The organism is Oleiphilus sp. HI0067 (assembly GCF_001635735.1).
On record NZ_LWFI01001311.1, the window covers coordinates 1 to 26,506 of the forward strand.

The 26,506-nt window shown below is 44.4% G+C and carries 24 protein-coding genes; 10 read left to right on the forward strand and 14 right to left on the reverse strand.

What is annotated here, in order from left to right; genetic code table 11:
* The first annotated feature begins 85 nt into the window (after positions 1-85).
* Both A3739_RS20370 and A3739_RS20375 read left to right on the forward strand, forming a co-directional pair.
* Complete coding sequence (locus A3739_RS20370; RefSeq protein ID WP_068502585.1) at positions 86-2,143, forward strand: flagellin; 2,058 nt, start codon at positions 86-88, stop codon at positions 2,141-2,143.
* Between the two features lie 171 nt (positions 2,144-2,314).
* Positions 2,315-4,276 (forward strand): class I SAM-dependent methyltransferase, encoded by a 1,962-nt coding sequence (locus A3739_RS20375; protein WP_197472466.1) that lies wholly within the window; start codon positions 2,315-2,317, stop codon positions 4,274-4,276.
* A gap of 52 nt (positions 4,277-4,328) precedes the next feature.
* Here A3739_RS20375 and A3739_RS20380 read toward each other — a convergent pair whose 3' ends face one another.
* The gene (locus tag A3739_RS20380) at positions 4,329-4,952 is read right to left on the reverse strand and encodes a TIGR04282 family arsenosugar biosynthesis glycosyltransferase (protein WP_068480142.1); all 624 of its coding nucleotides are present in this window, start codon (positions 4,950-4,952) and stop codon (positions 4,329-4,331) included.
* A gap of 52 nt (positions 4,953-5,004) precedes the next feature.
* Here A3739_RS20380 and A3739_RS20385 point away from each other — a divergent pair, with 52 nt between their 5' ends.
* The 3 genes from A3739_RS20385 (at position 5,005) to A3739_RS20395 (ending at position 8,142) form a co-directional block, all read left to right on the forward strand.
* The gene (locus tag A3739_RS20385) at positions 5,005-6,147 is read left to right on the forward strand and encodes a 1-acyl-sn-glycerol-3-phosphate acyltransferase (protein WP_068499938.1); all 1,143 of its coding nucleotides are present in this window, start codon (positions 5,005-5,007) and stop codon (positions 6,145-6,147) included.
* A gap of 92 nt (positions 6,148-6,239) precedes the next feature.
* Positions 6,240-7,091 carry a 6-carboxytetrahydropterin synthase gene (locus A3739_RS20390; protein ID WP_068502588.1) on the forward strand — a complete coding sequence of 284 codons (852 nt, stop codon included), beginning with the start codon at positions 6,240-6,242 and terminating at the stop codon, positions 7,089-7,091.
* Positions 7,092-7,185: 94 nt separating this feature from the next.
* Positions 7,186-8,142 (forward strand): phospholipase A, encoded by a 957-nt coding sequence (locus tag A3739_RS20395; RefSeq protein WP_068502591.1) that lies wholly within the window; start codon positions 7,186-7,188, stop codon positions 8,140-8,142.
* Between the two features lie 22 nt (positions 8,143-8,164).
* Here the strand turns inward: A3739_RS20395 and A3739_RS20400 are convergent, their stop codons facing one another.
* The 6 genes from A3739_RS20400 to styC all read right to left on the reverse strand — a co-directional run bounded on the left by A3739_RS20400 (position 8,165) and on the right by styC (position 14,206).
* Entirely contained in the window at positions 8,165-8,632 is a 468-nt protein-coding gene (locus A3739_RS20400) for a DUF4174 domain-containing protein (protein ID WP_068479995.1), read from the reverse strand.
* A 140-nt stretch (positions 8,633-8,772) separates the two neighbouring features.
* Entirely contained in the window at positions 8,773-9,564 is a 792-nt protein-coding gene (locus tag A3739_RS20405) for a M48 family metallopeptidase (protein ID WP_068502593.1), read from the reverse strand.
* Positions 9,565-9,692: 128 nt separating this feature from the next.
* Entirely contained in the window at positions 9,693-11,081 is a 1,389-nt protein-coding gene (locus A3739_RS20410; RefSeq protein WP_068502596.1) for a hypothetical protein, read from the reverse strand.
* An 87-nt stretch (positions 11,082-11,168) separates the two neighbouring features.
* Complete coding sequence (locus tag A3739_RS20415) at positions 11,169-12,137, reverse strand: LysR family transcriptional regulator (RefSeq protein WP_068479316.1); 969 nt, start codon at positions 12,135-12,137, stop codon at positions 11,169-11,171.
* A 128-nt stretch (positions 12,138-12,265) separates the two neighbouring features.
* Positions 12,266-13,672, reverse strand: a complete 1,407-nt coding sequence (locus tag A3739_RS20420; protein ID WP_068480125.1) for a hypothetical protein — start codon at positions 13,670-13,672, stop codon at positions 12,266-12,268.
* Positions 13,673-13,729: 57 nt separating this feature from the next.
* Positions 13,730-14,206 (reverse strand): styrene-oxide isomerase StyC, encoded by a 477-nt coding sequence (gene styC, locus A3739_RS20425; RefSeq protein WP_068480124.1) that lies wholly within the window; start codon positions 14,204-14,206, stop codon positions 13,730-13,732.
* Between the two features lie 451 nt (positions 14,207-14,657).
* On the opposite strand from styC, the gene A3739_RS20430 reads away from it, so the two are divergent.
* Complete coding sequence (locus A3739_RS20430) at positions 14,658-15,320, forward strand: peroxiredoxin (RefSeq protein ID WP_068480121.1); 663 nt, start codon at positions 14,658-14,660, stop codon at positions 15,318-15,320.
* A gap of 60 nt (positions 15,321-15,380) precedes the next feature.
* On the opposite strand, the gene A3739_RS20435 is transcribed toward A3739_RS20430, so the two are convergent.
* The 7 genes from A3739_RS20435 to A3739_RS20465 all read right to left on the reverse strand — a co-directional run bounded on the left by A3739_RS20435 (position 15,381) and on the right by A3739_RS20465 (position 21,827).
* A complete protein-coding gene (locus A3739_RS20435) occupies positions 15,381-16,823 on the reverse strand; it encodes a sodium:alanine symporter family protein (RefSeq protein WP_068480118.1) in 1,443 nt (480 codons plus the stop codon).
* Between the two features lie 558 nt (positions 16,824-17,381).
* Positions 17,382-17,978 carry a hypothetical protein gene (locus A3739_RS20440; RefSeq protein ID WP_068480115.1) on the reverse strand — a complete coding sequence of 199 codons (597 nt, stop codon included), beginning with the start codon at positions 17,976-17,978 and terminating at the stop codon, positions 17,382-17,384.
* A gap of 93 nt (positions 17,979-18,071) precedes the next feature.
* Entirely contained in the window at positions 18,072-19,124 is a 1,053-nt protein-coding gene (locus A3739_RS20445; protein WP_068480113.1) for an aldo/keto reductase, read from the reverse strand.
* A 352-nt stretch (positions 19,125-19,476) separates the two neighbouring features.
* The gene (locus A3739_RS20450; RefSeq protein ID WP_068481269.1) at positions 19,477-20,262 is read right to left on the reverse strand and encodes a PhzF family phenazine biosynthesis protein; all 786 of its coding nucleotides are present in this window, start codon (positions 20,260-20,262) and stop codon (positions 19,477-19,479) included.
* Between the two features lie 73 nt (positions 20,263-20,335).
* The gene (gene nadS, locus A3739_RS20455; protein WP_068481265.1) at positions 20,336-20,623 is read right to left on the reverse strand and encodes a NadS family protein; all 288 of its coding nucleotides are present in this window, start codon (positions 20,621-20,623) and stop codon (positions 20,336-20,338) included.
* On the reverse strand, positions 20,616-20,957 hold the full coding sequence (locus A3739_RS20460) for a type II toxin-antitoxin system RelE/ParE family toxin (RefSeq protein ID WP_068481262.1): 342 nt from the start codon (positions 20,955-20,957) through the stop codon (positions 20,616-20,618). Before A3739_RS20460 ends, nadS begins: the two co-directional genes overlap by 8 nt.
* 282 nt (positions 20,958-21,239) lie before the next feature.
* Positions 21,240-21,827 carry an NAD(P)H-dependent oxidoreductase gene (locus tag A3739_RS20465; RefSeq protein WP_068476094.1) on the reverse strand — a complete coding sequence of 196 codons (588 nt, stop codon included), beginning with the start codon at positions 21,825-21,827 and terminating at the stop codon, positions 21,240-21,242.
* Positions 21,828-22,026: 199 nt separating this feature from the next.
* On the opposite strand from A3739_RS20465, the gene A3739_RS20470 reads away from it, so the two are divergent.
* The 4 genes from A3739_RS20470 to ahcY all read left to right on the forward strand — a co-directional run bounded on the left by A3739_RS20470 (position 22,027) and on the right by ahcY (position 26,422).
* Positions 22,027-22,614 carry a hypothetical protein gene (locus A3739_RS20470; RefSeq protein WP_068500322.1) on the forward strand — a complete coding sequence of 196 codons (588 nt, stop codon included), beginning with the start codon at positions 22,027-22,029 and terminating at the stop codon, positions 22,612-22,614.
* A gap of 107 nt (positions 22,615-22,721) precedes the next feature.
* A complete protein-coding gene (locus A3739_RS20475) occupies positions 22,722-23,717 on the forward strand; it encodes a metalloregulator ArsR/SmtB family transcription factor (RefSeq protein WP_068480102.1) in 996 nt (331 codons plus the stop codon).
* Positions 23,718-23,748: 31 nt separating this feature from the next.
* Positions 23,749-24,960 carry a methionine adenosyltransferase gene (gene metK, locus A3739_RS20480; RefSeq protein WP_068480099.1) on the forward strand — a complete coding sequence of 404 codons (1,212 nt, stop codon included), beginning with the start codon at positions 23,749-23,751 and terminating at the stop codon, positions 24,958-24,960.
* Positions 24,961-25,015: 55 nt separating this feature from the next.
* Positions 25,016-26,422 carry an adenosylhomocysteinase gene (ahcY, locus tag A3739_RS20485; protein WP_068502599.1) on the forward strand — a complete coding sequence of 469 codons (1,407 nt, stop codon included), beginning with the start codon at positions 25,016-25,018 and terminating at the stop codon, positions 26,420-26,422.
* Positions 26,423-26,506 lie beyond the last annotated feature (84 nt).

The following is a 26,506-nucleotide window of genomic DNA, read 5'->3' on the forward strand; positions in this document are numbered from 1 at the left end:
TGAACAGTAATCAATCGGCGATTCGTTACAAACACGCCAAAATATTTTTTGAATTTGCACGCATGTATGGCTGAAGGGGAAGACCATGCCACAAATAATTAATACCAATCTTGCGTCTATCAACGCGCAAAGAAACCTAGATAAGTCTCAGAGCGAAAACCAAACAGCCCTGCAACGCTTATCTTCAGGCTTGCGTATTAACAGCGCAAAAGACGATGCAGCAGGTCTTGCAATTTCTACCCGCTTCAGCGCGCAAGTCCAAGGCTTAAAAGTCGCGATCCGAAACGCCAGCGACGGTGTGTCACTCGCTCAGGTTGCTGAAGGCGCGCTCGGCTCGATGACTGACAACCTACTTCGTATCCGTGATTTGGCACTACAAGCCTCTAACGCAACGAACAGCAAGCAAGACCGTGAAGCTTTGAATGAAGAAGTTCAGCAGCTTATTACTGAGATCGAACGTGTTGCTGACCAAACAACATTTAACGGCACCAAGTTACTAGACGGATCCTTCACCGATGTTACATTCCAAATCGGCGCAAATGAAGGTGAAGATGTAAGCTTCGGTATTGAAGGTACAGATGTTACTCAACTAGGTGTTTCACCTACTGATGGCATTTCATCCTCGCCGGGCAGCACCGCTTCAACGCCGCCTGTAGCTGCCCTCGCGGCAGGTGATCTCGTCATCAACGGCATAGCTATTGGTGCATCATCAGGCGTTGACGACGCGTTTTCCAGCTCTAACAACGATTTATCTGCAATAGCAAAAGCAGCCGCAATTAACTCTGTTTCTGAGCAAACGGGTGTATCAGCCTCGATTCAAGGTACATTTGTCGACGGTAACTCTTTCACCTCTGCTAACGTGACAGGAAACATTGTTATCAATGGTATTACCATTGACGTTGAAACACGTGCCAACCTTAGTGAAACAGTAAACCTAACATCTGTCGCCGAAACGATTAATAACTTCACTGGACAAACTGGTGTCGAAGCTATCTTTAACGGCAATCCAACAGAAGGCATTCAGTTACGAGCGGAAGATGGTCGAAACGTTGTCTTGGCGGATGGTACAGCAACGGCAAGCGCGATCGGCCTTGCGGCAGCCGCAACATACACTGGCTCATTTACGCTAGTTTCAGACGACGGCTCTCCAATTAGTGTCGATACAACGACAGGCGGTATTGGGAACGCTGGCTTAGCTGTTGGAACGTATAGTGGCAACAACTCTGGTGTTGTAAGCGCGCCATCTCCGGGTGCAGCACTTGCATCTGGTGACATTGTTATAAATGGCGTTCCAGTTGGCCCTACTCTCACAACATTTGACACGGCGTCTACTGCCAACTCTGATCAAAGTGCTATCGCGAAAGCAGAAGCTATTAACCGTGTTAGCGAGCAAACCGGCGTTGTGGCGAAGGTCAACGCTAACATATTAAATGGCGGAGGGCTGACCACTGGTACTGCGATTACGGGTACTTTCGATATTAATGACGTGAGCATTGATATTTCTGTGAGTGCTACGGCAACGACAACCGATATTCAAAACGCAACAATCACTGCGATCAATAACAAAGCTGGTCAGAGTGGTGTCCGCGCTGAAGCATTCGGTTCAACTTACCGACTCATCGCTGAAGATGGTCGAAACATGGTGCTCGACAACTACACCGGCGCTGTTACAGCGAGTTTCGCTAACTTGGGTCTTCCAGCAACTGGTACAGAAACACGCGGCACAATCTCACTTGAATCATCAGGTAAGATCACGCTTGAAACTCTCACCGGCAACATCGGCAATTCAGGCTTCGAAGTTGGCGAATATGGTGGCGCGGAAGATGGCATTCTTGTTAAAGACATTGACGTCTCTACGGTTGCCGGCGCAATCGCAGCACTTGATGCTGTTGATAACGCATTAAATACCATCAACCTGCAGCGTGCGAACTTAGGTGCGATTCAAAACAGGTTTGAGTCCACGATTCAGAATCAACAAATTGCAGCCGAAAACCTGTCTGCTTCGAACTCTCGAATTAAAGACGCAGACTTCGCAGCAGAAACTGCAGAGCTATCGCGAACGCAGGTTCTTCAGCAGGCCGGCCTATCAATTCTGACTCAGGCCAATGCACAGCCTGAAAGTGTGTTGCAGCTTCTTCAGTAAGCTAGGCTCACATCTCTTGAAGCCGGCCAAATGCCGGCTTTTTTGTTTTTATTCAATAACTTAGTAAATTATTTTTTTGAATCAAAATCATATTTGGCACGTCATTCGCTACTTACCTTAATAACGAAACAAATCACTTATTTACCAGTATTAGCGGAAAAGGTTTACCTCATGCTTCCACAAGAAGGCTCAATCACAGTCCATCAAAGCACCCGCCTCTCACCCACTGAAGCGGCAGATCTAGCTCGACGAGTCATACAGATCAACCAAGACTACAACACGATAAATGCCGCACTTAGTTCTAGCGATGCGATACGCACGACCGCACTGAATCAACTACTAGTCCAGATCGAACAAGTAATCGAGCAAGACATTCCAGGAGCGGCAACTTTAAACCTTGCCGGTCGGATTAGCTTTGATTTGGACTTAACAGAGCTGGCGAATGAATACTTTCAGCGCGCCGGCATGCTTGAGCCAAGCAATGCGAATTACCTGCTAAACAATGCGAATGCCCAAGCACTCCTAGGCAACTATTCACAAGCGCAAGCCTTATTCAATAAAGTGCTCGATCTTGAGCCAAGCTCTCTGCCTGCATTTACCGGTATCGCATTCTGTTTACTCGAAACCAAACAATATGATGCTGCTTTCTTGCACTACCGCAGTATCTTGGCACATGGCCATACAAGCACAGAAATTCATCACCAAATAACAGAGTGCATCGAGAATCTTCAATGCGATACCTACACCGTTGAGTTAGAGCTGCTTCTTAATTACCTGCTTCGTCTAGAAGATATCGATACGCGTCGTTTGATTGAGTTCGCTGGGCAGTTGATCACGCATAAATATGATCTAACAAATCCTGAAGCCGCACTAGACATCGATGTACTTGCTCAAGATGAATTGCTTCTCTGTATCTTAGAGACCGGCGTTGTACCTAGCGTACATTTCGAAGAGTTAGTAACCCTACTTCGACTTTCAATCTTTTCAGAATGCGCGATCAACCAAACTCTTCGAACTGAGCTTCAAGCCTGCGCAATCGCAATTGGTGTTTACGCATCCCACACCGACTACGCACTCATAGCGACAGAAGAAGAACAAAACCATATCAAGGCAATACAGCTTCAGATCGCAACGAATATCGGCTACGAAAAGGCAGATATAGATGATATTTCAGGCGCATTAATTCTCTTGGGTATGTACGAAGCAGTCTACGTGCAGAGCTTCTCGTTTGACTTACTACGCTACGACTTAGAAGACTGGCCAATCGCCATGCAAAGCCTGTTAGAGGTGTCGCTATATCAACTAAGCAAAGAGCATCATGCTCGCTACACATTGTTTGGTCAAACGATGGCGGAACTGTTAGAGAACGGCCTTCCGAGAAGCAAAGAGCGCTGGGCGGCGATCAAGACTCCTCAGAAGAAAGACTTCTACGCAACCTTGAAACAAAAGCTGGCACCAACTCTTCCACCTTCGAGTTGGCAAGGTAAAACTGTTCGCGTGTTATTACTTGCCTGCGGTTCTGGCCAAAAGGCCTTCGACTACGCCAATCAGTTCACTAATGTTTCTGTCCTAGGCGCTGACGCGAGCCAAATAGACATGGCCTATGCCCTTATGCGTACTCAACATAGCGCATGTGATAATCTTGAGTTCGCTGTTGCTGACTACGCGCTACCACCACAAGACATCGAAAAGTTTGATTATATCGAGTTTGGGCAAGGCTTTGATTTCTCAAAGCTAGACGCATGGATCAACCTGTTAAATGATGATGGCGTTGCGCGCATTAACTGCCCAGGCACGGAACACAGAGAGATCACTGGTGTACTCACCGAGCTAGTAAAAGCCCGCGGCATGCAAGCAAACCTAGACAATATTCGACTGATTAGAAGCTCGATCCTGTTGGAAAAAGAAAGCGGGTTATGGAACAAGCTTCTTGAAAGCCCATTCTTCTACAGTGCGTCTGGGTGTAGAGACATATTGTTTAATGACAACGCACACTTCTATACCGTTGAACAAGCGTTCAACCTAATACAAAACGCGGGACTGATTTCAGTGTTTCCGCGACCAAGCGCTCGCAGAGCCGCACAAGCAGAACAAATGCTCGATGTCTTCGTAAGAAAACTTGGTAGCCATTAACTAGCAGCGATAACGTAGATAGTTGAAGCTATCTCAATTCAGTAAAGAGCGACTAGCTATAGTCGCTCTGAAGCCAGCGTTTCCAATCTTCTAATTCATCGACATCAAAACGCTTATCTAATAGCGAGAAACTAAATCCAAGCTCTGTCATGCGATTTTGAACTTGCTCAAGCACGCGATTGGTGCCCCATTCGATTTCACCAAATGATGTAAATCCGCATGCTCTCTGCCCGACTAAGCCAAAGCCTCCATCCTCTGTTGGCGCGAATACAAAATCATGATTGCTAAGCGAATTGATTGCTTGCTGTAAGAAGTCATCATCGAGTACTGGAAAATCACTCCCCACAATAAAGGCATAGTCATAATGCTCTAGGGCATCGAACATAACCCTTTGCATTTTTGCACCTAGATCGCCACTAGGTTGCTCAAGACAATAATCAAAAGTGAGAGAATCGATCCACTCTTTATGACTAATACCGCCTCCGCTCGCAAGTGCCAACTTTACATCAACCTTGTCTCGGGTTTCTCCATACCGATTCAGTTGTTGGTTAACCGCCGCCGTCAAACGAATATGGGCGTCAAGAGCACCCTGCTCACCAACGAAACGAGCAAGGCGTGTCTTTACGTTTCCTAGAACGGGGTACTTTGCAAATTGAATGAAAACAGCACTCTGCATTTTATTTGTCTATAGTAAGAGTAAGAACAACGTTAATAATACTGATCCCAGCATGCTTTTCGATCAAACCTTTAAGTCTTTATACGAAAGTGTCCGTTGCTTTGACGACTCAGAAGTCGACGTCATACTGCAGGAATTACACGACAGCACTCGCCTATCGTTTGTACTCGGCCAATTATTTCCGGGCCAAACACTCGATACAACAGATTTGTATGCATGCTCAACGATCGCAGAAATACAAGACTGGCTCATAACGCGATTAGTTCCAAAAATTGAAGGGACTTATTCAAGTTTAACAAGCACAGGCTTAGACCAACTCGATCCAAACACGCCTTATGTATTCATTTCGAATCACCGAGACATTGTTTTAGATCCAGTACTGATAAATACCGCGCTATACAACGATGGCCGCTCTACCGTACACAGTGCAATTGGCGATAACCTCTTGCTTAGTAAAACCGCAACGCGCATGGCATTACTCAATAAATGTTTTCGCGTGAATAGATCGGTCACATCACCAAAAGCACTGCTTCGATCACTCAAACTGCAATCGTCGTATATCTCTGAGATTATCCATACCTTTAATGAGAGTGTATGGCTCGCACAAAGAGAAGGACGTGCGATTAATAATATTGATACGACTAACCCTGCACTCATCAAGATGATGAGTTTAAGCAAGCCAAAAACGGAACAACTCGAATACCTTAACGCACTAAAAATTGTCCCCATCACGCTCTCATACGAATGGGACCCTTGCGATCAGATTAAAGCTAAGCGCATCATCTCACAGTCTAAAAGCACTGTTGAAGAGAAACTCGCTAGCGACAAGTTCGAAACACTCACAGGAATTATTGGAAGTAAGGGGCAGATACATGTTCACTTTGGAGCTCCGGTGTCGCTTGATGGAACAAACGCCCATGGGCAAGACATCTATGGTCAGTTTGCTTCAAAGATAGATCGCGAAATGCATTGCAGTTATCGCGTGTTTCCAATTAATTCATTATGCGACAAGTTAGTCCATAATAATTACGCTCCTCCAGCAGATCTGGCAGAAGAAGAACAAACCAGTTTAACAGTTTTAAATAAACGCCTTTCAGTCACGATTGAAGACAATTTGATTAATGATCTAGCCAAACAGGTCATCCAAAACTACGCTCAAGCGAGTATCCTCCAGCGCGCTGCATTAAAAGTGTAAGTTTGATTGGGAAATAAGTGGTTTTAAACCTACACTTTGGTAGACTCCGCAGCGCTATTCATTGACCATTTGGTTACCAAACAGGATTCGCCATGAACCGCCTTTTTGTTCAAAATTTAACAGTCATCGACTTCTCATATTTCGACGCTCAACGCGGCATTATGGGAGAAAGCTGGATTGTTGATATTGAATTGCAGGGCGAGCTTGATGATCAAGGTATGGTGTTTGATTTTGGTGACGTTAAAAAGCAAATTAAACAACTCATAGATACCGAAGTTGATCATCGTTTTGTTATCTCAACACAGTTGAAAAACCTGTCGATCGAGCAATCTCAGCATAAAGTCCGTCTAAATTGGGATTCTCAGCTCGGTCACTTTGAACATGAGTCGCCGAAAGACTCTGTCGTGTTGCTTGACGCCAAAACAGTCAACACGAAAAGCATCTCTAAATACCTTGAAGATAAGATCCTAGATGTACTGCCAAGCAATGTGACTGGCGTTACGCTTAAGCTTTATGAAGAGCAAATCGAAGGTGCGTATTATCATTACAGCCACGGATTAAAGAAACACTTAGGCAATTGCCAACGCATCGTACATGGCCATCGTTCTAAAATTGAGATATTTGAGAATCACAAACGCAGTTCTGAATTAGAAGATTACTGGAGTGCGTGCTTCCGAAACATTTATATCGGCACAAAAGAGGACGTAAAGAAAGTTCTCGATATCAATGGCAAAGAACACACGAGTTTCTGTTACACCGCGCAACAGGGTCGCTTCAAACTAACCCTACCATCTAAACGTGTTCATATCATCGACACCGATAGTACCGTTGAACTAATCGCTGCATACATTGCAGACCAGTGCCTCGCGAAACATCCAAACAACCACTATCTCGTGAAAGCATACGAGGGTGTAGGCAAAGGCGCGATAGCTGAAAGAAAGTAAGCAAAATTTAAACTTTTTAGCCCCTAATTCAATGGGCTGTTTTTAATTGTTGTGCTTTACTAAGTCGCAATAACTAACAACTATCGCTTACACCATGACTTTAATCGCCAGAATATCTGTCTTACTGCCTTTTTTATTAGCTTCTTCCCTGCTTTCGTTTAATAGCTTTGCCGAAGAAACTATTAGCGAAGATGAACAGCCCGAATACACTAAACATAGAGATGTTCCAGAACGATTTATACAGCAACAACAAACTGACAAACTCTCCTTTGTCATTACCCCGCATAGGCGAAACTATATTCTGCCAATAAGCCATCAAGAATCCCCAAACAACGAACCCTGGATAGCAGCTGGTACTTATCGAGATGAACAACCATTTCAACACAATGAAATAAAACTACAAATCAGTTTCAAAGTGCCCTTACTTGAAGATCGCTTATTTAATGACGGCGATGGTATTTATTTTGGTTTCACTTCGAAGTCATTTTGGCAAGCATATAACAGTAATATCTCTGCACCCTTCCGTGAAACAAACTATCGACCAGAAATCTTCTATCAAACGCCGTTTTATATAGATGACATCGACGGAGCATTCTTTTTTAGAACAGGCATTGAGCATGAAAGTAATGGGCGAAGCCAGTTACTGAGCAGAAGTTGGAATCGCGCTTTTGTCGGTCTTGGTTATGCTACGAATCGCTGGGCTTTGTATCTTCAACCATGGTATCGATTACCTGAAGACGCGAAAGAGGATGATGGAGATCCATCAACGCCGCCACCCGCCAAAGGCGACGATAACCCCGATATCGAGGACTACTACGGCCACTTTGAACTCACTGCAGTATACAAGCGCGATAACTATCAAGTAGCTAGTATTATTCGCGCCAACACCAGCACCCACAAAGGCGCCGTCGAACTCAATTATAGCTTCCCACTGCATGGTCGATTACGTGGTCTAGTACAGTATTTTGACGGCTACGGCGAGAGTATGATCGATTACGATTATCGTGTGCAGCGCTATAGCTTGGGAATTTTGCTCACAGAGCTTCTGTGAGCAAGTAATTGAGGAATAAACCTTATGCTGCGTGGCAGCTTACTTGAGGACGACTCACTTTCTCTATACGACGCAAGGGCATAGCATCCACTAAGCGTATAAGGTCGTTTGCCTTCAGCGGCATGTGAGCGCGAAGTTTCACTTTCCCGTCTTTACCAACAAGGACGAGCAGCTCGTTATAAGGTCCAACATCTAATTCGTCTTTCAAAAACGAAACTTCTTCGTTCGATAGTGCTGCTCCATCGACAATGCTGTGTCCATCACCAACGATTGTCAGCACCTCCATGTCGCGCTTGTAAAACTCACACTCAAACTGTGCAAATGCTTTCAGCTGTTCTCTCAATGCTGGATGTTTTTCTGAACTTGTAAATAACAGTATTGGACGGGTATCAAATAAATAACCGTCTAAAGAGCCTGCTTGCGCACTCGAAACTAATGGCAGTGCAACAAATAACTTCCAAACAAGAATACGTACCAAGCGCTTTGACATGAGCATCACCTACGAAGTTATTGAGTCAACTTTACTTACGCAATAGATAGTCGTTTAGTGTGATACGCACTACAAAAAAGTGCGGATTTTTTGTAAGCGAGCGTGTAGTTATGTAGCCACAGAGTGCGCTTAATTTATCGCTAGGGTTTGCGACATACTGGCGCAGGTTTACGATTTAGCGCGGCACGATAGATAGCTCCAACCGCGTTTTGTTCCTTTTCTAGATCCCTAATGCGTCGATCATTTGATGGGTGTGTAGACATAAATTCCGCAGGAGCTTTGCCGCCTGATGCTTTCTTCATATTCTGCCAAAGAGCAACCGCTTCGCTAGGGTCAAAGCCAGACTGGGCCATCAGATACAAGCCAATGTAATCAGCTTCAGTCTCGTGCGCACGACTATATGGGAGTAACACACCAAACTGCGCACCTAAACCTAATGCGCCAAGTATTTCAGGCTTATACTCGACACCTTCCAACGCTATAGCTCCGACTTGTTGCGCAACTTGATTCGTCATTGCTAACGAGACCCTTTCAGCGCCATGGCGTGCATCAACATGGGCAATTTCGTGACCGATTACCGCCGCTAACTGATCAGGAGTTTCAGCGAGCGAAATCATACCCGTGTGGACACCAATTTTTTTACCCGGCAACGCAAAAGCATTAGGGCTAGCATCTTCAAAAACCGCGACCTCCCAATCGGCTGGATTTCTCTGGTCAGCAATCAAAATCGCATCGCTGATACAGCGGGCGTACGCCAATGGTTTGCCAACAACCAGCTTATCGTTGCCTTCCTTTAACTTATCGAAGCTCGCTGCGCCCATCTGATTCATCTGCGCGTCACTGACTAAAATTAACTGGTGACGCCCGGTCGGAGAACTTGCACATCCAACGATCCAAACAACTAAAATCACCACAACACTGACCCGAAACATTTCATTTACTCCGATATTTTTTCACTATCATACATTGAAACATTTCATGTCTTAAATACAACAAAACACAAACCCTAAATACAAAAAAGCCCCGCTAAGTAGCGAGGCATTTTTATGCTCATAGACCGCTATTTTAATTCTACGCCTTCTAGTTTTATGCCGTCTTCAATGTTAGAACGAATCAAACGAAGCGTTCCCTGCCCTTCGTCTTCTTGTACGACTTCAAGACCATCTTTGTTCTCTTTTTTATTACCCGCTGTATTCACACGAATAACAAACGCATCGACATTGCCCTCGCCCTCTTCCTCGAAAGTGAAACCCTCTCCGCCGTTGTTAAAGGCATCTGTACGACGAACAAACACGCTCAAATCACCAGCATCTTCTTCCGACATTTTGAATGCATCATCATTGTTCTCGATACCACGGTTACGAATAAAGGCTGCATCGATTCCACCATTTCCGACCTCATCATAATCGACGCCTTCATCAAGGTTTAAACTAATCAAACTCTTGGACATAAAGCTATATATGCTGCCATCGCCCGCTTCATCCAAATCAATTCCATCATCAAGATCAAGCGTAAACTCGTATTCTTTGATCGAACCGTCTTCGTACAAGTCGATAGCAATTTCGATACAGGTATCATCTAAGCTACCTGACGGAATAGCTAAATCTGCTTCCATTAGCTCTCCAGGTTCAAATTCACCATCAGCCTCAACGCCTGGGAACAATGCCGGATCGCAATACGCGCCATTTGATAAAAACTGACTACGAACAACGTCAGCATAAATGTTGCCCTCGTTACCTTCATCAAGCTCAACGCCATCGGCACCCACATTTTGGAAAGTAGAATTGCGAGAGTAAAAAATAATATCGCCCGCACCACGATCATCAACACGTAGACCGTCTGCGTCAAACTTACCGTTGCCAACGTCATTAATCGTAGAATTAATCATAGTGACCTGAATCGAAGCTTCTGAACCTTCACCTGCACCACTCGATCCAGCTCCACAGGCGTCAGAAAGGCTACAGTCAGAAACATGCACGCCATGATTAGCAAAGCCCTGAACCGTCACATTTTTTAGGCTTAGGCTGACGGTGCCAGTTTGGTCATCACGAACATCGATAAAAATACCTTTGCCGGCAAGCTCGCCGTTCAAATCTGCGCGGTTTTCAATGCTGTACGTATCGACTAAACCCTCAAGCGTAAGATCGCTAATCGCAAGGTTTGCGCCTTCATTGATCGACAACAGGGTCGCATTCTTTGGCAATTTCACGGTTTGACCCGAGCCAAAAATACGCAATGATTTCTGACTGTCGTAATTGAGCGTATCGCTTAGTTCGATCATGTTTACGCCCGGCATGATATAAACCGTTCGTGCTTTCTGAGATTCCAACGCGTCACGCAAAGACCCCTTGCCCGAGTCATCACCATTGGTGACCAAAGAAAAAGATCCAGCATGTGCAGTGACACTTGAAATTGAAAGGATGGCAGCGCTAAGAAGCTTTAGTTTCATTATTTTATCTCCGAAGTAATAACAGTAGTTCAGAGCAATAATGTGCGCGGTATGTGTCTTTTTTATTGCAGTTTTTTGGCGTTATTGTTACAGCATAACCATATTGGTTTCGTAACCCGCTTTGGCAAAGCCTTCTTGAATACTCGCAAGATTTTCATCTACGAAGTCGATGAATTGGCGTGCGACAATTGAGGGCCGCTTAGAACGAGGGTGAACTAAACACCAGGTACGACGAATCGGAAAACCCTCTAATTCAGGGCTAATTAAGGCCCCAAGTCTAAGTTCGCTAATCACACTGAGCTTAGGCAAAACCGCGACGCCCAAGCCTGCCAAGACGCCATGCTTTGTTGCATCGTTTGAACCAAACTCCATACTTGGTTTTAACTTCAAACCATGCTCCTGACAGTGCTGTTCCAAAGCAAGTCTGCTACCCGAACCTCGCTCACGAATCAGTACACCAGAACCAAAAAACTCTTCAGCGCCCAATGTTTCTAATTGGCTCAAGGGATGCTGCGGAGACATCACCGGTATCAATTCATTATCTAAAAACGGATACGATGAGAATGGCTTTTCAGTCGGAACAATACCCATAATAACGAGGTCGCCCTCATTACGATTGAGCCGCTCGATCGCCTTTGCTCGGTTTACGACACTAACTTGAACGTTCACCGCAGGATTTTGTTCAAGAAAAGGTCGAAGTACGTAAGGCGTGATGTACTGTGCCGTATTCACGGCTGTAATCTGCAAATCACCAGAGACCTGTCCCTCTAAGCTGTGTATCTCGTTCTGCAATTTACGCAGTTGCTCGAAGATCGACTCACAGCTTTCTGCCACCATCTCGGCAGCGGGAGTAACAAACAACTTGCGCCCGACAAACTCGAACAACTGAACATTTAAGGCTTCTTCGAGCAGTTTAATTTGAGAGCTCACGGCAGGCTGAGACAAACCTAATTGATCAGCAGCTTTGCTATAACCACTCGTCTCATAAACGGCTTTAAATATCTGTAGCTGGCGAAGCGTTAAGCGGTTAAGTAACTTTTGAACTGATAACTGCATGGGCGTGAGAGCTTATTTATTTGGAGGTGGAAGTATCCCGCTAGCCTGAGTTAAATTCAACTCTGTACCCAAGCTGCTCATCACACAACACACAACTAGTTGGGTATTTTTATGACCAAACATTGCACCTAAGCCCGTTTCGCATCTTGCTGAGTCTGTTGAACCGGCTCCAATTGATTGTGTACATATACTTGGTCTAGCGCACGCCTTGCTTGAGGTAGCTGCCTTTGGATACGCAACCAAACCTTCACCAATATAAACAGTGGAGCTTGTGCCAACAAGTTGAGACGCGACCGATACAACCACCACGGAATAATCCGCGTGGCTTTCACCAAGTTCTCAAAGCTGTTGACCATACAATACGGTAAATCTTCAACATTCTCTGGGTGAGGCACAGGGAAACAAACTTCATTTTTCTGGGCATCACTTAAGGAGCTTGTTTCTAATCGGCCGATATATGCTGCACTGAATACTTGCTGGCAAACTAAGATAGGTTGCAAGGTAATATGACCATCCGCAAAAATCGATTTCGCACGTCGTTTAGCGAGACCATTAGCACTGCAATTCACAATCAAAGCGTTGCGCGAGAGTGCCTGTTCCTCGCCGGACTCAAAATGCAAATGCGTGGTTGATACACGGGCAACGCGGCCCTTGCGCAACACCTGTTTGATTGATTTAAGCTGTTCTAGCTCTGGCATGCTTACCGTAGCGCATCGCCACTTGGTCGGCTGCACATTTTTATCGAGGCGGAATACAATGCCTTCGCGTTCCATTTGCAAAAACGCATCATCAATTTCAGCATTATCAATTAGGCCCTGTAATTGCCCCGACAGCATGTCGCCCACTGTATTCGGGGCGGCCATCTCACGCGGCCACATCCACATGTCATTCGAGATTACCCATTGAATGCGTTCTGGGATCACACCGTTATCAAGAAGATATAAAATGGCATCGATCCCAGTTTTACCGGCACCAACCACCACATATTTAGAAAAAGAGCGTTCGAGTTTAGTCAGCGCATTGGGTGCGACTAACTGAACGTCCCCATCCACTTTATAACGTGGTGGATGCGTCGCAGGTACTTCGACACGCATATAACCGCTATCGACAATCTTGCGCTTTACGTGGATTCGATACGACACGCCTTCGTCTATGTTGGAAGCAACCGTCGCGATTGCTCCCTTGTCGAGTGGCTGCTCACCCACAAAATCACATTTGAATAAAAAGCGTGCACGCCCAGTACTTACTAAGTTTTTAGAAATACGTTCAAAGTAATGAATGATTTGAGGGCGACTAGAAAGGTCTGTTTTCGATTCACTTAACTCAAGTGAGTTCACCCCGTAAGCTATTGCTGGCTGATGAAGCTTAACGTGATCATAGGCATCAACCCAATGCCCGCCCGACATGCCGCGACGCTCTGCAAACACGATGCTTGCTTGTTTGTCGTGTTTGAGCAATTCATCAGCAAATGCCAATCCCATCGCACCAGCACCGATGATCAAATAGTCCGCCTCTAATTGTTTTATTTCGGACATAGTTCCTCCTATAACAAGGTCTGTATACAATAAGCACCATAGCGCTACCGAGAGGTTTTATGACTTAGCTTCTGAAAAAGCATGTCGCGCAAGAACATAAAAGGAATATAACGAAACAAAGCTAAACACCAACGCTGGCACTAATCCTAAAATGCCCCATATATTGGTTTCACCGAGTCGATTATCACCGAAGGTCAAAGCTCTACTTGCCGAAAGCATCCCGCCCCAATAAAACATGGTGTTGCCATAGCCCGCGCCTACAATCATCCAAAACAGCTTTTTCTCTAGGCGCTCTGGTGCATTCAATCCCCATAGCAACAGTGCGACAACAAAGATCATTAAACCGTTCATCAAGCCACCCGCATGAGCTCGAGCCCATCCGCGATCGCTACCGAATAGTTCAAACTGCACAATATAATTAGGAAATATCTCAAAGCCGCCTATCAGTTTCATAACTAAACCGATACCAGCAATAAGACCGATTAACATAATGATCGCGCCATGCCCGACCATACGCTTCTGAAGAGCGTTCATAGACTTACCTGTTTGCTTTTATTATTTGAACAAATTGATGAGTTTTCAATTTTAACATCGATCAGTGAGTAGGCAGTGAGACTAAAAAAGACTGCCAGAAGCTGTAGACAAGAAAACGAGTTAGAACCGCGCATTTATAAGACCTTTCAAGAATTTTGTTAATAGACTTTGTAGACAACCATGCCGCCGGTTGCTGAAAAAGTTACCGAAATAACTGGAGTATTCCTGATCAATTTTTGTTGTAGTAGTTCACACAAATAAGGCGTTGAGTCGTATTGCGCTTGTAAATTTAAAATCATATTCTGTCTGAAGGGAAGTAAGAGAGACCTGTTCGGCTCACAAAATGTGCTTTAATGGTGCGCTACCTATAATAAGTCTCAATCTTATTAGAAGCCTAATGAAACAATAGCTTAACAAGCCAAACCAAAATACCAGGTATAGCGGGGTAAATATGTCTCTTCGAATTAATGATCAAGCACCAAATTTTACAGCAAACACGACGCAGGGGGAGATCGACTTTCACGAGTGGATTGGAGATGGATGGGCAGTTCTATTCTCACATCCAAAAGATTTTACGCCTGTATGTACAACAGAACTTGGCTACATGGCGCGAATTCAGCCAGAATTTGAAAAACGTAACACCAAGATTATAGGGTTGAGTATTGATCCTCTCGATGACCATCATGTATGGATTAAAGATGTTGAAGAAGTAGGGAGTACGACAGTCAACTATCCTGTTATTGCTGACACGGATCTGAGTATCGCAAAACTTTATAACATGTTTGCGGCGGATGAAGAGGGGTCAGCAGAAGGCAGAACGGCAATGACCAATGCAACAGTTAGGTCTGTTTTTGTCGTTGGACCGGATAAAAATATCAAGCTTATGCTGACTTATCCAATGACAACGGGACGTAACTTTGATGAGATTCTGCGAGTGCTAGACTCGATGCAGTTGACGGCTAAACACAAAGTCGCCACACCAGTAAATTGGAAGGATGGTGAGGATGTCATAATTGTTCCAGCTGTTTCTAATGACGAGGCTGAAAAAAAATATCCGGACGGATGGGAAACGGTCAAGCCATACTTACGTAAAGTTAAACAGCCCACTGACTAGTTGTGGCGATAGCCTTATGCTCTGCAAGCCTAGCTGTAAACGATCTTGCTTTAGCCTGCGTTAATTTGGCTTTACGCTAACTCGTTTAGGGTCCGTCCAGATTTCTTGATCAACATTTTGACATAACTCGGGATGGTCAGGCGCGTGAAAGGTTGGATCTAGTCCAGCCTTTCTCTGCTTTATGTAGTCTTTCGTGAGCTTTAAAACAATCCCAGAAAGCAAAGAAATCGATACCAGGTTAATAATGGCCATTAAACCCATCGATGCATCGGCAGTGTTGAATACGGTCTCAACGCTTTGTATCGAACCCCAAATAACCATTGCAATTAAACCAATCCGTATACCGATCAAACCTTTTGTCGATTGCACCCCAAGAAAAATCATTGCATTTTCAGCGTACGAGTAATTGCCAATTATTGATGTGAAAGCAAAGAAGAAAATGGCGACAGCAATAAAAATGAAACCGGTTTCGCCTATATGCTGTGCGAGGGCTAACTGAGTTAATTCAACGCCACTGGGCCCAACACCTGGCTGATAAATACCAGACAACAAAATAACGACGGCTGTCGCGGTGCAGACGCAAATGGTATCAATAAATACGCCAAATGCTTGGACAAAACCTTGGCTAGATGGATGATGTGGCACAGGAGTCGCGCTTGCAGCGATGTTGGGCGCCGATCCCATACCGGCCTCATTTGAAAATAGTCCGCGTTTGATCCCATTTAGGAGAGCAACCATCACGCCGCCCGTTACGCCGCCAACTGCTTCTTGAATCCCGAAGGCGTTTTTAACAATGCTCAAGATAACATCTGGTACCGTCGCATAATTAATGATCATGATTACGACGGTGAGCAAAAGATAAGTCGCTGCCATAAACGGCACAATAATCTCTGCTACTTTAGCGATTTTTTTGATTCCTCCGAAAATAACAATGGCGGTGAGCACGCCAATGACAACGCCTGTCGTTAGTTTAGGAACTCCAAATGCCTGATCCATTGCACCGGCGATAGCATTAGATTGAACCGCATTAAATACGAGTCCAAAAGAGAGTATTAAGCACAAGGAGAATATAATGCCTAGCCAACGTTTGCCGAGACCACGCTCAATATAATATGCAGGTCCACCTCGGAAGTTACCCATCGGTCCTTTGCTTTTATAGAGTTGCGCTAATGTTGATTCGGCATAGGCGGATGACATACCAACGAGTGCCACCATCCACATCCAAAATATTGCGCCGGGTCCGCCAAGATAGAGTGCGACCGCAACGCCCGCGATGTTTCCTGTCCCGACGCGCGAGGCCAAACTAACACTGAGTGCCTGCCGCGGCGAAATCCCGGTTGAGTCCTCCGAGCCTTTGCTGCTGAGGGCCCGTAACATTTCAGGGAAGTGCACGATTTGGGGAAAACCAAGTTTGAAACTGTAGAATATTCCAACAGTTAGTAGACCATAAATGAGAATGTAACCCCATAAAATATGGTTTATTGCATCGATTACCTGATCCATGACTACGCTCGCATACCTGTTAAGATCCAGCTAAATGTTATTTACGGATGCTGCAACTCACTCTATGTTTCAGTATGAGTATAGCCGTACACATATACTTTGATAGTATTTAGGTTTCTTACTGTTAGTAATTACGAAAAAATTAATACTCACTCCGCTATGACTTAACTAGTTATACCTCACCAGTACTGCATGCCGTAATATTTCGTAAATCATATTCTTGTTGTAATAGTTAGTGCGTGTATACAAAATAGCCGAATTTAAGTAAGACTTACTCCTGATACTATTACTAATCTGAACATATCAGGGGGAGTCTCGCGACATTCGCGCATTTGAATTTAAAACAATAAAACATATAGTAATCGAACCTAGTACATGGTCACGACTACCAAAGCTATGCGCGAAATTGGGCATGACGTATACTGTTATTAGAATCGGATAAAGGCTAGTCGAGTCTTTTCTCCAATAATATAGACAGGGTTAACGAATAAAATCAAAGTCAATGAGATGAACGTCATTATCCAATTTAAGATTGCCATTAGTATTGAGTGCCAAAAACTATGGCGCCAAGTAAGCAAGTGAATGCGATTCAAGATCCCAAGATGCTCGGACATGATAATCTGTTCTATCTGGGCGATCTAACTGCAACGATTCGAGTTTTGTAGCCCGAATACTAATCACACCAAAATGTGCAAATCCCGACGCTTCAGATTCAAACGTATAAGCGGCCTTCGGGTCATCCACTGAAGACCCTGGAGTGTGCTTTAGCGCATAAATACGACGCGACCTTTCAGAAAGCCCATCCCATTGTAATTGCGCAACATCGTCGGCCGAATTCAGAACAGCCTCGCCCTGCACTCGCATTTGCCACTTCCGTTTCGAACAGAAAAAGTGCAAAGCACAAGACGACTCTCGGGCCAGTTCCGTCCATTTCTGAGAGCGCACATCCGTATGAACGATAAACAAAGGTGTATCTACTGCATTATCACTGTCACGCAATAAATCTCTGAGCACTACGGTGCGCGCCATCATTGGCTGACTAACGAAAGTGGGCGTCCAAAAGCTTCCGCGCTTAAGCAGATCCTTTTTTACTTCGCGCTGCCAATCTATAAACAACTGACGTAAATTCGCTTGCTGTAATGCTTCAGTCGTCACGATCACTTCCTTTCGTTAGTCCTCGAATAAATTAGTTTCTTCGCAAGGCAGCTTGCCCGTTATCGTGTCGAGCAAGCTGAACGAAGTCATCGACTAAAACGGCATCGGGTAGTCTTTTATTACCGACGCAATTTCCTTAAGCGTGTCGTCACTCAAGGTCATATTAAAAGCATCGATATCTTCTTCAAGTTGCTCATGAGTCGTAGCTCCGATAATGGTAGAGGTAACACCATCAACCTGATCACACCAAGCCAACGCAAGCTGGGAAGGTGTCATGTTGTGTTGGTTAGCGATCTCTATGTAACGCTTCACTGATTGCTGAACCTGCTCACTGTCTCTGAACAATCCATTTCTCTGCGACATACTCCAACGGCTGCCCTCTGGACGCTTACCATCAATATACTTACCGCTTAACACACCGCCACCTAAGGGCGACCACGGAAGATACGCGACATCCTGATGCACGCAGTTTTCGATTAAGTAAGGCCAATCTTTCGTGTGCAATAAGCTGAACTCATTCTGTATTGATGTCATCTTCGGAAGGGAATGTTTTTCAGCTAAGCACAGGTATTCATTAATGCCCCATGGCGTGTCGTCCGACAATCCACAAAAACGGATTTTTCCTGCCTGAACGCAGTCGTTAAGCGCTTGCAGAATTTGGAGCATTTCATTTGAGTGGTGCTCCGTATCCACATCTGTAAAAGTAATTTTGCCCGGCCAGTGCTTTGCAAAATGTGGCGAAGTACGGTTGGGCCAATGCAATTGATATAGGTCGATGTAATCTGTTTGAAGGCGTTTTAGCGAGGCATCAACCGACGCAATAATTGCTTCGCCAGTAATATCTGCACCGTTGCGAATCCAAGGTAAGCCGTTTCCTGCGATCTTCGTTGCAATCACTAGGTCTTTACGTTTCTGACTATTCGCTGATATCCAGTTACCGATAATTTTTTCAGTCTTGCCATAGGTTTCAGGCGACGGCGGAACAGCATACATTTCAGCCGTATCTATAAAATTAATACCGCGCGATATGGCATATTCAATTTGCTTACTGGCGTCTAACTGAGAATTTTGGACGCCCCAAGTCATTGAACCCAAACATACTCTTGAAACGTTTAGGTTGGAACTTCCCAGCTTCGAATATTTCATTTTATTTTGTCCCGCAATAGATCATGTTAAACAGAATGGTAAGTTATACCTTACTTTTCGGGATGTGGATGAAAATTATTTCGCTGATTGGGGAAAATTGACTTAAACCAACATGAGCGATAAGCATTGGTCGCAGCACTCTCTAACTTGGTTGTGCTTGCGAAGGCGAGAGTCTTTCTTGAATAACTTAATGTGTGGAGTTAGACAGAAGCGGAAGTCATAGCGTTAAGTCTGCAATCCCACATTATTTACGGTTCATTGAGTATGCGGACATACGAGAAGTTTGTACATAGTCCTTCGAGCAAGCTGCCAATTGTTGTGCTCGTTAAAAACTCTTGGGGTGAAAAATTGACTACACGTCGATTTTGATTACACCTTTCAGGTAGTCAACCACGTTGCCAGTAAGTACAACTCTATTGCCATCCACCTCACACTCAACGATACCTGTTCTTTTGGAAAGTTGCTTTGCGGTAAGGTGACTTTTACCCAATCTATTGCCCCAATAAGGCGCTAATTCACAATGTGCTGACCCAGTAACTGGATCTTCGTTTACCCCCAATTTTGGAAAAAAGCAGCGACTAACGAAGTCGAACTCATCACCAGGAGCAGTGACAATAACCCCACGTAAGTCAAGTTCAGAGAGTTTTAAAAAGTCGGGGCTAACAGCCAAGACCTCGGCTTCATTATCTAAAACGGCAATATAATCAGAAGCTGACCATGCTGCTTTCGGCTCAATCCCTAGCGCCTCTGAAAGGATGTCATGGTTTGTTGTTTCCGTTAGAACTGCAGCAGGAAAGTTCATGCCATAACCAGAGTCAGTTCTTTCGACAACCAGAATGCCGCATCTTGTCTGAAATCGAATGGCCTTGCCAGAATAGCCAAGATGCTTAAATAAAACGTGCGATGCAGCCAAAGTAGCGTGCCCACAAAGATCGACTTCATGTTCAGGCGTGAACCAACGTAAACGAAAGAAATTTTGTGTTTCTACAAAGAACGCCGTTTCAGAAAGATTGTTTTCTTGGGCAATTTTTTGAAGCAGGTCATCCGGTAACCATGACTGTAAAGGGCATACCGCGGCAGGATTACCTTCAAAAAGCTCAGTCGCAAAAGCATCGACTTGAAAGAGGTTTAATTCCATTTTTTCTTTCAACTAAAGTAAACAAAATAGCGTAATTACAACGCCCGTGATCCTTAAGCGCATCAGCGAACAATTATGATGCCAAAGCCTTAAGAACTGTTTCAGGCTCTTTAGCAACGACATTTAGTAGGACCAGTGCCGGGCCTTGAGGTTTTCGATCTCCTCGCTCCCAATGACGTAATGTACTCACACTAATGCCGAAAGCCGATGCAAATTCATTTTGCGACATGCCGACTTTCGCGCGAATCTCTTTGACATCAAGAGGGCTAAACTCATGCACAACCGCTTTTTTGAGTTTGCCCTCAGAGTAATCAATGGCCTCTTGGAGCCCCTGTTTAATGCTTGCGAACGTATTAGACATCTGATTCACCATAACTATTAACAAGTAAAGTAGTAAGCTTGGCCAAATCATTTCGTTCAGTTTTGCTTAGATTGGCCTTTTCACCCTTTTCAAATACAGTAAGCAAGAAGAGCGGAATCGAGCCGTTGTGATAATAGTAGATGACACGCACGCCTCCGCTTTTGCCTTTTCCTTTTGCAGACCACCGTAATTTCCTGATACCGCCAGTACCTTGCATAATATTCCCCGCTTGAGGGTGCGCAGCTAGGTAATTAATAATGCTCGTCTTCTCTTCACCTTTTAACAGATCTGAAGCGCGTTTCTGAAACTCTGGTAATTCAACAATAGTTTGCATGGGTCAAAGCATAATCCAATGGATTATATTGAGTCAACATCTTCGGCTATTGCCTGAGCAGCAACATAGATCAGCTATTCCCACAAGTACTTGAGATTTGTTGAGGCAGCAATGTCTGACAACTTATTGTAAGCAGACGCCAGATACAGAGTAACTCAACAGCCGCTTTTGTCTAATTACATGCATTAATTGAGAGATTCCAAATCAGTCTGCGCTGTTTGGAATGACGAGGGAGAGGTACCCAAGTCTGCCTAGTGCTTACCATCAAAAAACAAACACGAACTAATGCACATCCTTTTGCAAATCTGCATTCCAACGACACCTTTCAATTAAATCTCGATACGCCTTAGCATGTTCCGCAACACGGCGTTCATGCTCTTCCATGCGGCCAGCTACTAAATTAGGTGCACTGTGAAGAATAAAGGGCGGCATATAATGCATTCCACAAAGGTTCGCTGTCTGCTCTAATGGCCGAAGCAGCTCAGCCATTTCAAACTTGTTATAGCCTTCATGATGGTAAGCGTCTTCAGGCCCGCCGGTTGTGATAGCACACAAGAATCGTTTGCCATGAAGTGCATTACCCGAAGAGCCATAAGCAAAACCATGCTCAAAGACTTCATCCATATATCGCTTCAAATTGTGCGGTACGCTATACCAATAAAAAGGAAACTGAAAAATAATCAAATCAGCAGCTTTTAAGTATTTCTGCTCTTCGGCAACATCTACAGAACCATCCTGATACCTGCTAGCTAAATTACTCAGCGAGACAAACTCCAAGTCTTTTATTTGCTCTAACATTCTGAGATTGCTGTACTCACCCGAATATCCAGTATGGCCATACACAATATGAAAGTGTGGTTGATAACTCATGCCTGTGCTCCGAAGATTTAACCGAGCTAACTGTAGACCATCGACTACAAAGGCAATCGACACATCTAGATCCCGTGCCTGTTCTTTCACCTAAACAACATTAACGGGACTTGATAGAGAAATTCCCAATGCCCTATGCTCCTTCTATTTCACTTTGCACAATTCACCTTATTACGCTTCTGTTGTTGCATTGGGATTAATGCGTAGCTATAAAATCACGACTATAGAGAAAACATCGCATGACACTACCGAGGGTATTACCATGAATTTCCATTTCTCAATTTCTTGGGTTTCATTGGCCATACTACTTTCTGCAGCTCTGGTAGGGAGCGTTCATGCAGATGAATCTGGCAATGTTACTGAACATAAAAAGATTGAAGTTGATCTCAACGTAAATAAAGAAGATCCAGATACCAGCCTTAAGCGCATGGAAATTATTGAAAAGGCCTTATCGAGCGATCTAATACAAAAGAAACGATCGCTCGTTAAGACGATCGAAAATGACTACAACCAGAAGATCATCGAATTATTGAACGCAACTGTTTCACCTCTTTCGAAACATAGGGTGATCACTCATATCGAAGTTAACTTTTTCTCGCCTGAATTTGAGAATGAAGTACGTGCTAGCAATAAGGTCGCGGTATCAATAATTTTGAAGAAAGCCACATTTGGTAATTGGCAGAATCAGAATGGCTCGAAAGAAACCGCTATCGAAGTGCTAAAACAAATCATTAATCAGACATTCAGCATCCAAGAAGATCGTATCACTATCGTCGTTGTTGGTTAGCACCCTACTCGATCAGAAAAAACTTAGTAAAAGCCCCGAAAGAGGCCTATATCAAAATATATTGATATAGGCTTGCTATATCAAAGTTTATTGATATAGTTGTATCCATGAATCAAATTAGCCAAACCCCAAACGATCTTTACCTTGCTTCGAATGCGATTGATCAGCTCTCGCAAAAGCTGAAAGCATGTGGCGATCCATTGCGCGTTCAAATTCTTCAGTGTTTGAAAGCAGATGCGTTTGGTGTTCTGGAACTAACGCAAATATTCGATACCAAACAATCTGGTATGAGCCACCACCTAAAGGTGCTTAGCAAAGCTGGACTCGTCGAAGCACAGCGTGAAGGCAACTCTATTTTTTATCGTCGCCCTATTTTCGCTGAACACGGCGCGGAAGCAGCCGCCTGTACGCAGCTATTCAGCATGTTTGATGCGCTCGCGTTGCAGCCTGATATCGAAGAAAAAATGCAAGAGATTCGGTCAAAGCGTGCTGAGCAATCTTCGGCCTTTTTTGATCGCAATGCTGATCGTTTTGCAGAACAGCAAGAGCTGATCTGTGACCACCAGCAATATGCCCCAACTAGCTTTAAATTGATGAAAGCTGGGCTCACAACTCACGACGCTCGAGTATTAGAAGTAGGTCCCGGAGAAGGTCAATTCCTCGCCTTGCTTGGTGATTATTACGATGAGGTTGATGCTGTCGATACCTCACCGCAAATGCTTGAATATGCGCGTGCGTTTTGTGCTGACAAAAAACTAAGCAATGTCTCGTTGATTGAGGGTGATACCAAGCAACTCTTAAAACAAAACCAACGTTACCAAGGCATCGTTATGAACATGGTTTTGCACCATGTTCCGACTCCTGCTCGTCTTATCGCCGAATGCGCAGAATTGCTTGATGATAAAGGCGTATTAGTGCTTTGCGATTTAACCAAGCACGACCAAACATGGGCAAAAGAAAATTGCGGCGATTTGTGGCTTGGCTTTGACCAAGCAGAACTTAAGAAATGGACCCAATCCGTAGGGTTCATTGAAGATGAATCTGTATTTATCGGCCTACGTAACGGCTTTCAAATACAAATTTATCGCTACATTAAACACTAACTTTCACTGGGCCTTAACCAAGGAAAATAAAATGAGTGAATACAGTATCTTTACCTCTGAGTCCGTGTCAGAAGGACATCCAGATAAAGTGGCTGACCAAATTTCAGATGCAGTGCTAGATGCCATCATCGCACGCGACCCGCATGCACGTGTTGCTGTCGAAACTCTTGTTAAAACAGGGATGGCGGTTGTTGCAGGTGAGCTAACTACTTCTTGCTATGTTGATCTAGAAGATATCGTTCGTGATGTCATTACAGGTATTGGTTATAACAGTTCAGACGTTGGCTTCGATGGTGAAACCTGTGCAGTATTGAACGGTATTGGTAAGCAATCTGTTGATATCAACATGGGTGTTGATCGCGCTAAACCAGAAGATCAAGGTGCGGGCGACCAAGGTTTGATGTTTGGTTATGCGACGAACGAAACACCTTCATTGATGCCTGCTCCAGTTTACTACTCTCACCTATTGGTTCAGCGTCAATCAGAGATGCGTCGTAACGGAACGCTTCCTTGGTTGCGTCCTGATGCGAAATCTCAGGTCACGATTAACTACGAAGGCGACAGCCCAAAAATCGATGCCGTTGTTCTTTCAACGCAACACGATCCTAGTATTTCTTTGGAAGATTTACGTTCAGCTGTATTGGAAAACATTATCAAGCCAGTACTACCAGCTGAATGGTTGCACGAGGGCACCCTTTATCACATCAACCCAACCGGCAACTTTGTAATTGGTGGCCCAGTTGGTGACTGTGGTTTGACAGGTCGTAAGATCATTGTTGATACCTACGGTGGTATGGCGCGCCATGGTGGCGGTGCATTCTCGGGTAAAGATCCATCAAAAGTTGACCGTTCTGCTGCTTACTATGGCCGTTATGTAGCGAAGAATATTGTTGCTGCAGGTTTGGCAGATCGTTGTGAAATCCAAGTTTCTTACGCGATTGGTGTTGCAGATCCAACATCCATTTCTGTGAACACATTTGGTACAGGTAAGATTTCCGATATCGAGCTTGCGAAAGTTATCCGCGAAGTATTCGATTTACGCCCTTACGCTATTCAGACTCAACTAGACTTGCTGAACCCTATGTATCAAATCACTGCTGCATACGGTCACTTTGGTCGTGAACCAGAAGAAGTGACTTACGAGTATGAAGAAGGTGGTGAGAAAAAATCGAAGACATTCACAGCCTTTACTTGGGAAAAAACAGATCGCATTGACGCACTTAAAGCTGCTGCAGGCGTTTAAAACACTATTTGTTTATAGACATTACAATCGCGCGTAATCGCGAAGGACAGAAATAATGAGCACGAATTTACAAGCTGTTGAAAATGGTTTCACAGACTACAAAGTAGCAGACATTGGTCTTGCTGATTGGGGCCGTAAAGAGATTGAAATCGCTGAAGGTGAAATGCCAGCATTGATGGCACTTCGTCGTAAGTACAAAGCTGAGCAGCCTCTTGCAGGCGCAAAGATCATGGGTTGTATTCATATGACAATCCAAACAGCTGTGTTAATTGAAACACTGGTTGATCTGGGCGCTGAAGTACGTTGGTCTTCTTGTAATATCTTCTCAACACAAGATCATGCTGCAGCTGCAATCGCTGCTGCGGGCATTCCAGTATTCGCATGGAAAGGCGAAACAGAAGAAGAGTTCTTGTGGTGTATTGAGCAAACACTTCTTTCAGAAATAGATGGCAACCAAGCTTGGGACGCAAACATGATCCTTGACGATGGTGGTGATCTAACTGAAATGGCTCACTCAAAATACCCTGACCTATTGAATGACATTCACGGTATTTCTGAAGAAACCACTACAGGCGTTCACCGTCTTCTAGAAATGCTGGAAGAAGGTACACTTAAAGTACCTGCTATCAACGTAAATGATGCTGTAACAAAGTCTAAGAACGACAACAAGTATGGTTGCCGTCACTCGTTGAATGATGCGATAAAGCGCGGTACTGACCACCTTCTTTCTGGTAAGAAAGCACTTGTTATTGGGTACGGCGACGTAGGTAAAGGCTCAGCACAATCACTAAGCCAAGAAGGCATGATTGTAAAAGTGACTGAAGTTGATCCTATCTGTGCAATGCAAGCATGCATGGATGGTTTCGAAGTTGTTTCTCCGTTCATCGATGGTGTGAACACTGGAACACTAGACGGCATCAATAAAGAATTACTTGCAAAGACTGACCTCATCGTTACGACCACAGGTAACACGAACGTATGTGATGCAAACATGCTTCAAGCACTTAAGTCTGGTGCGGTTGTATGTAACATCGGTCACTTCGACAATGAAATCGATACAGCTTACATGCGTGAGAACTGGGAATGGGATGAAGTAAAACCACAAGTTCATAAGGTATACCGCAATAAAGCTGAGAATGATCATTTGATCTTGTTAGCAGAAGGCCGTCTGGTTAACCTAGGCAACGCAACGGGTCACCCTAGCCGTATCATGGATGGTTCTTTCGCGAACCAAGTCTTGGCACAAATCTATCTTTGGGAAGCTAAGTTTGCAGACCTTCCAGAAGCTGAGAAAGCACAAAACGTTTACGTTAAAGTACTTCCTAAGAAGCTTGATGAAGAAGTTGCAAAAGACATGGTTGAAGGTTTCGGCGGTGTATTGACGCAATTGACCCAAGAGCAAGCGGATTACATCAACGTTCCTGTTGACGGCCCATACAAGCCGGAGTCTTACAAGTATTAAGTCTGACGTTTTACGTTAGATTAAAATAGAAAATTGGGGTCTGGGTATTTTTACTCTGCCCCCATTTAACTCCATTTGAGAAAC

Excerpts from the sequence above, each read along its gene's own strand:
- A3739_RS20465 (WP_068476094.1), bottom strand. The coding sequence starts at position 21,827 with ATGAGTTATCAACCACACTTTCATATTGTGTATGGCCATACTGGATAT.
- A3739_RS20380 (WP_068480142.1), bottom strand. The coding sequence starts at position 4,952 with ATGCAGAGTGCTGTTTTCATTCAATTTGCAAAGTACCCCGTTCTAGGA.
- A3739_RS20385 (WP_068499938.1), top strand. The coding sequence starts at position 5,005 with ATGCTTTTCGATCAAACCTTTAAGTCTTTATACGAAAGTGTCCGTTGC.
- A3739_RS20435 (WP_068480118.1), bottom strand. The coding sequence starts at position 16,823 with ATGGATCAGGTAATCGATGCAATAAACCATATTTTATGGGGTTACATT.
- A3739_RS20390 (WP_068502588.1), top strand. The coding sequence starts at position 6,240 with ATGAACCGCCTTTTTGTTCAAAATTTAACAGTCATCGACTTCTCATAT.
- A3739_RS20415 (WP_068479316.1), bottom strand. The coding sequence starts at position 12,137 with ATGCAGTTATCAGTTCAAAAGTTACTTAACCGCTTAACGCTTCGCCAG.
- A3739_RS20375 (WP_197472466.1), top strand. The coding sequence starts at position 2,315 with ATGCTTCCACAAGAAGGCTCAATCACAGTCCATCAAAGCACCCGCCTC.
- A3739_RS20400 (WP_068479995.1), bottom strand. The coding sequence starts at position 8,632 with ATGTCAAAGCGCTTGGTACGTATTCTTGTTTGGAAGTTATTTGTTGCA.
- A3739_RS20370 (WP_068502585.1), top strand. The coding sequence starts at position 86 with ATGCCACAAATAATTAATACCAATCTTGCGTCTATCAACGCGCAAAGA.
- styC (WP_068480124.1), bottom strand. The coding sequence starts at position 14,206 with ATGAACGCTCTTCAGAAGCGTATGGTCGGGCATGGCGCGATCATTATG.
- A3739_RS20410 (WP_068502596.1), bottom strand. The coding sequence starts at position 11,081 with ATGAAACTAAAGCTTCTTAGCGCTGCCATCCTTTCAATTTCAAGTGTC.
- A3739_RS20405 (WP_068502593.1), bottom strand. The coding sequence starts at position 9,564 with ATGTTTCGGGTCAGTGTTGTGGTGATTTTAGTTGTTTGGATCGTTGGA.
- metK (WP_068480099.1), top strand. The coding sequence starts at position 23,749 with ATGAGTGAATACAGTATCTTTACCTCTGAGTCCGTGTCAGAAGGACAT.
- A3739_RS20475 (WP_068480102.1), top strand. The coding sequence starts at position 22,722 with ATGAATCAAATTAGCCAAACCCCAAACGATCTTTACCTTGCTTCGAAT.
- A3739_RS20430 (WP_068480121.1), top strand. The coding sequence starts at position 14,658 with ATGTCTCTTCGAATTAATGATCAAGCACCAAATTTTACAGCAAACACG.
- A3739_RS20445 (WP_068480113.1), bottom strand. The coding sequence starts at position 19,124 with ATGAAATATTCGAAGCTGGGAAGTTCCAACCTAAACGTTTCAAGAGTA.
- nadS (WP_068481265.1), bottom strand. The coding sequence starts at position 20,623 with ATGTCTAATACGTTCGCAAGCATTAAACAGGGGCTCCAAGAGGCCATT.
- A3739_RS20460 (WP_068481262.1), bottom strand. The coding sequence starts at position 20,957 with ATGCAAACTATTGTTGAATTACCAGAGTTTCAGAAACGCGCTTCAGAT.
- A3739_RS20395 (WP_068502591.1), top strand. The coding sequence starts at position 7,186 with ATGACTTTAATCGCCAGAATATCTGTCTTACTGCCTTTTTTATTAGCT.
- A3739_RS20470 (WP_068500322.1), top strand. The coding sequence starts at position 22,027 with ATGCGTAGCTATAAAATCACGACTATAGAGAAAACATCGCATGACACT.
- A3739_RS20420 (WP_068480125.1), bottom strand. The coding sequence starts at position 13,672 with ATGTCCGAAATAAAACAATTAGAGGCGGACTATTTGATCATCGGTGCT.
- ahcY (WP_068502599.1), top strand. The coding sequence starts at position 25,016 with ATGAGCACGAATTTACAAGCTGTTGAAAATGGTTTCACAGACTACAAA.
- A3739_RS20450 (WP_068481269.1), bottom strand. The coding sequence starts at position 20,262 with ATGGAATTAAACCTCTTTCAAGTCGATGCTTTTGCGACTGAGCTTTTT.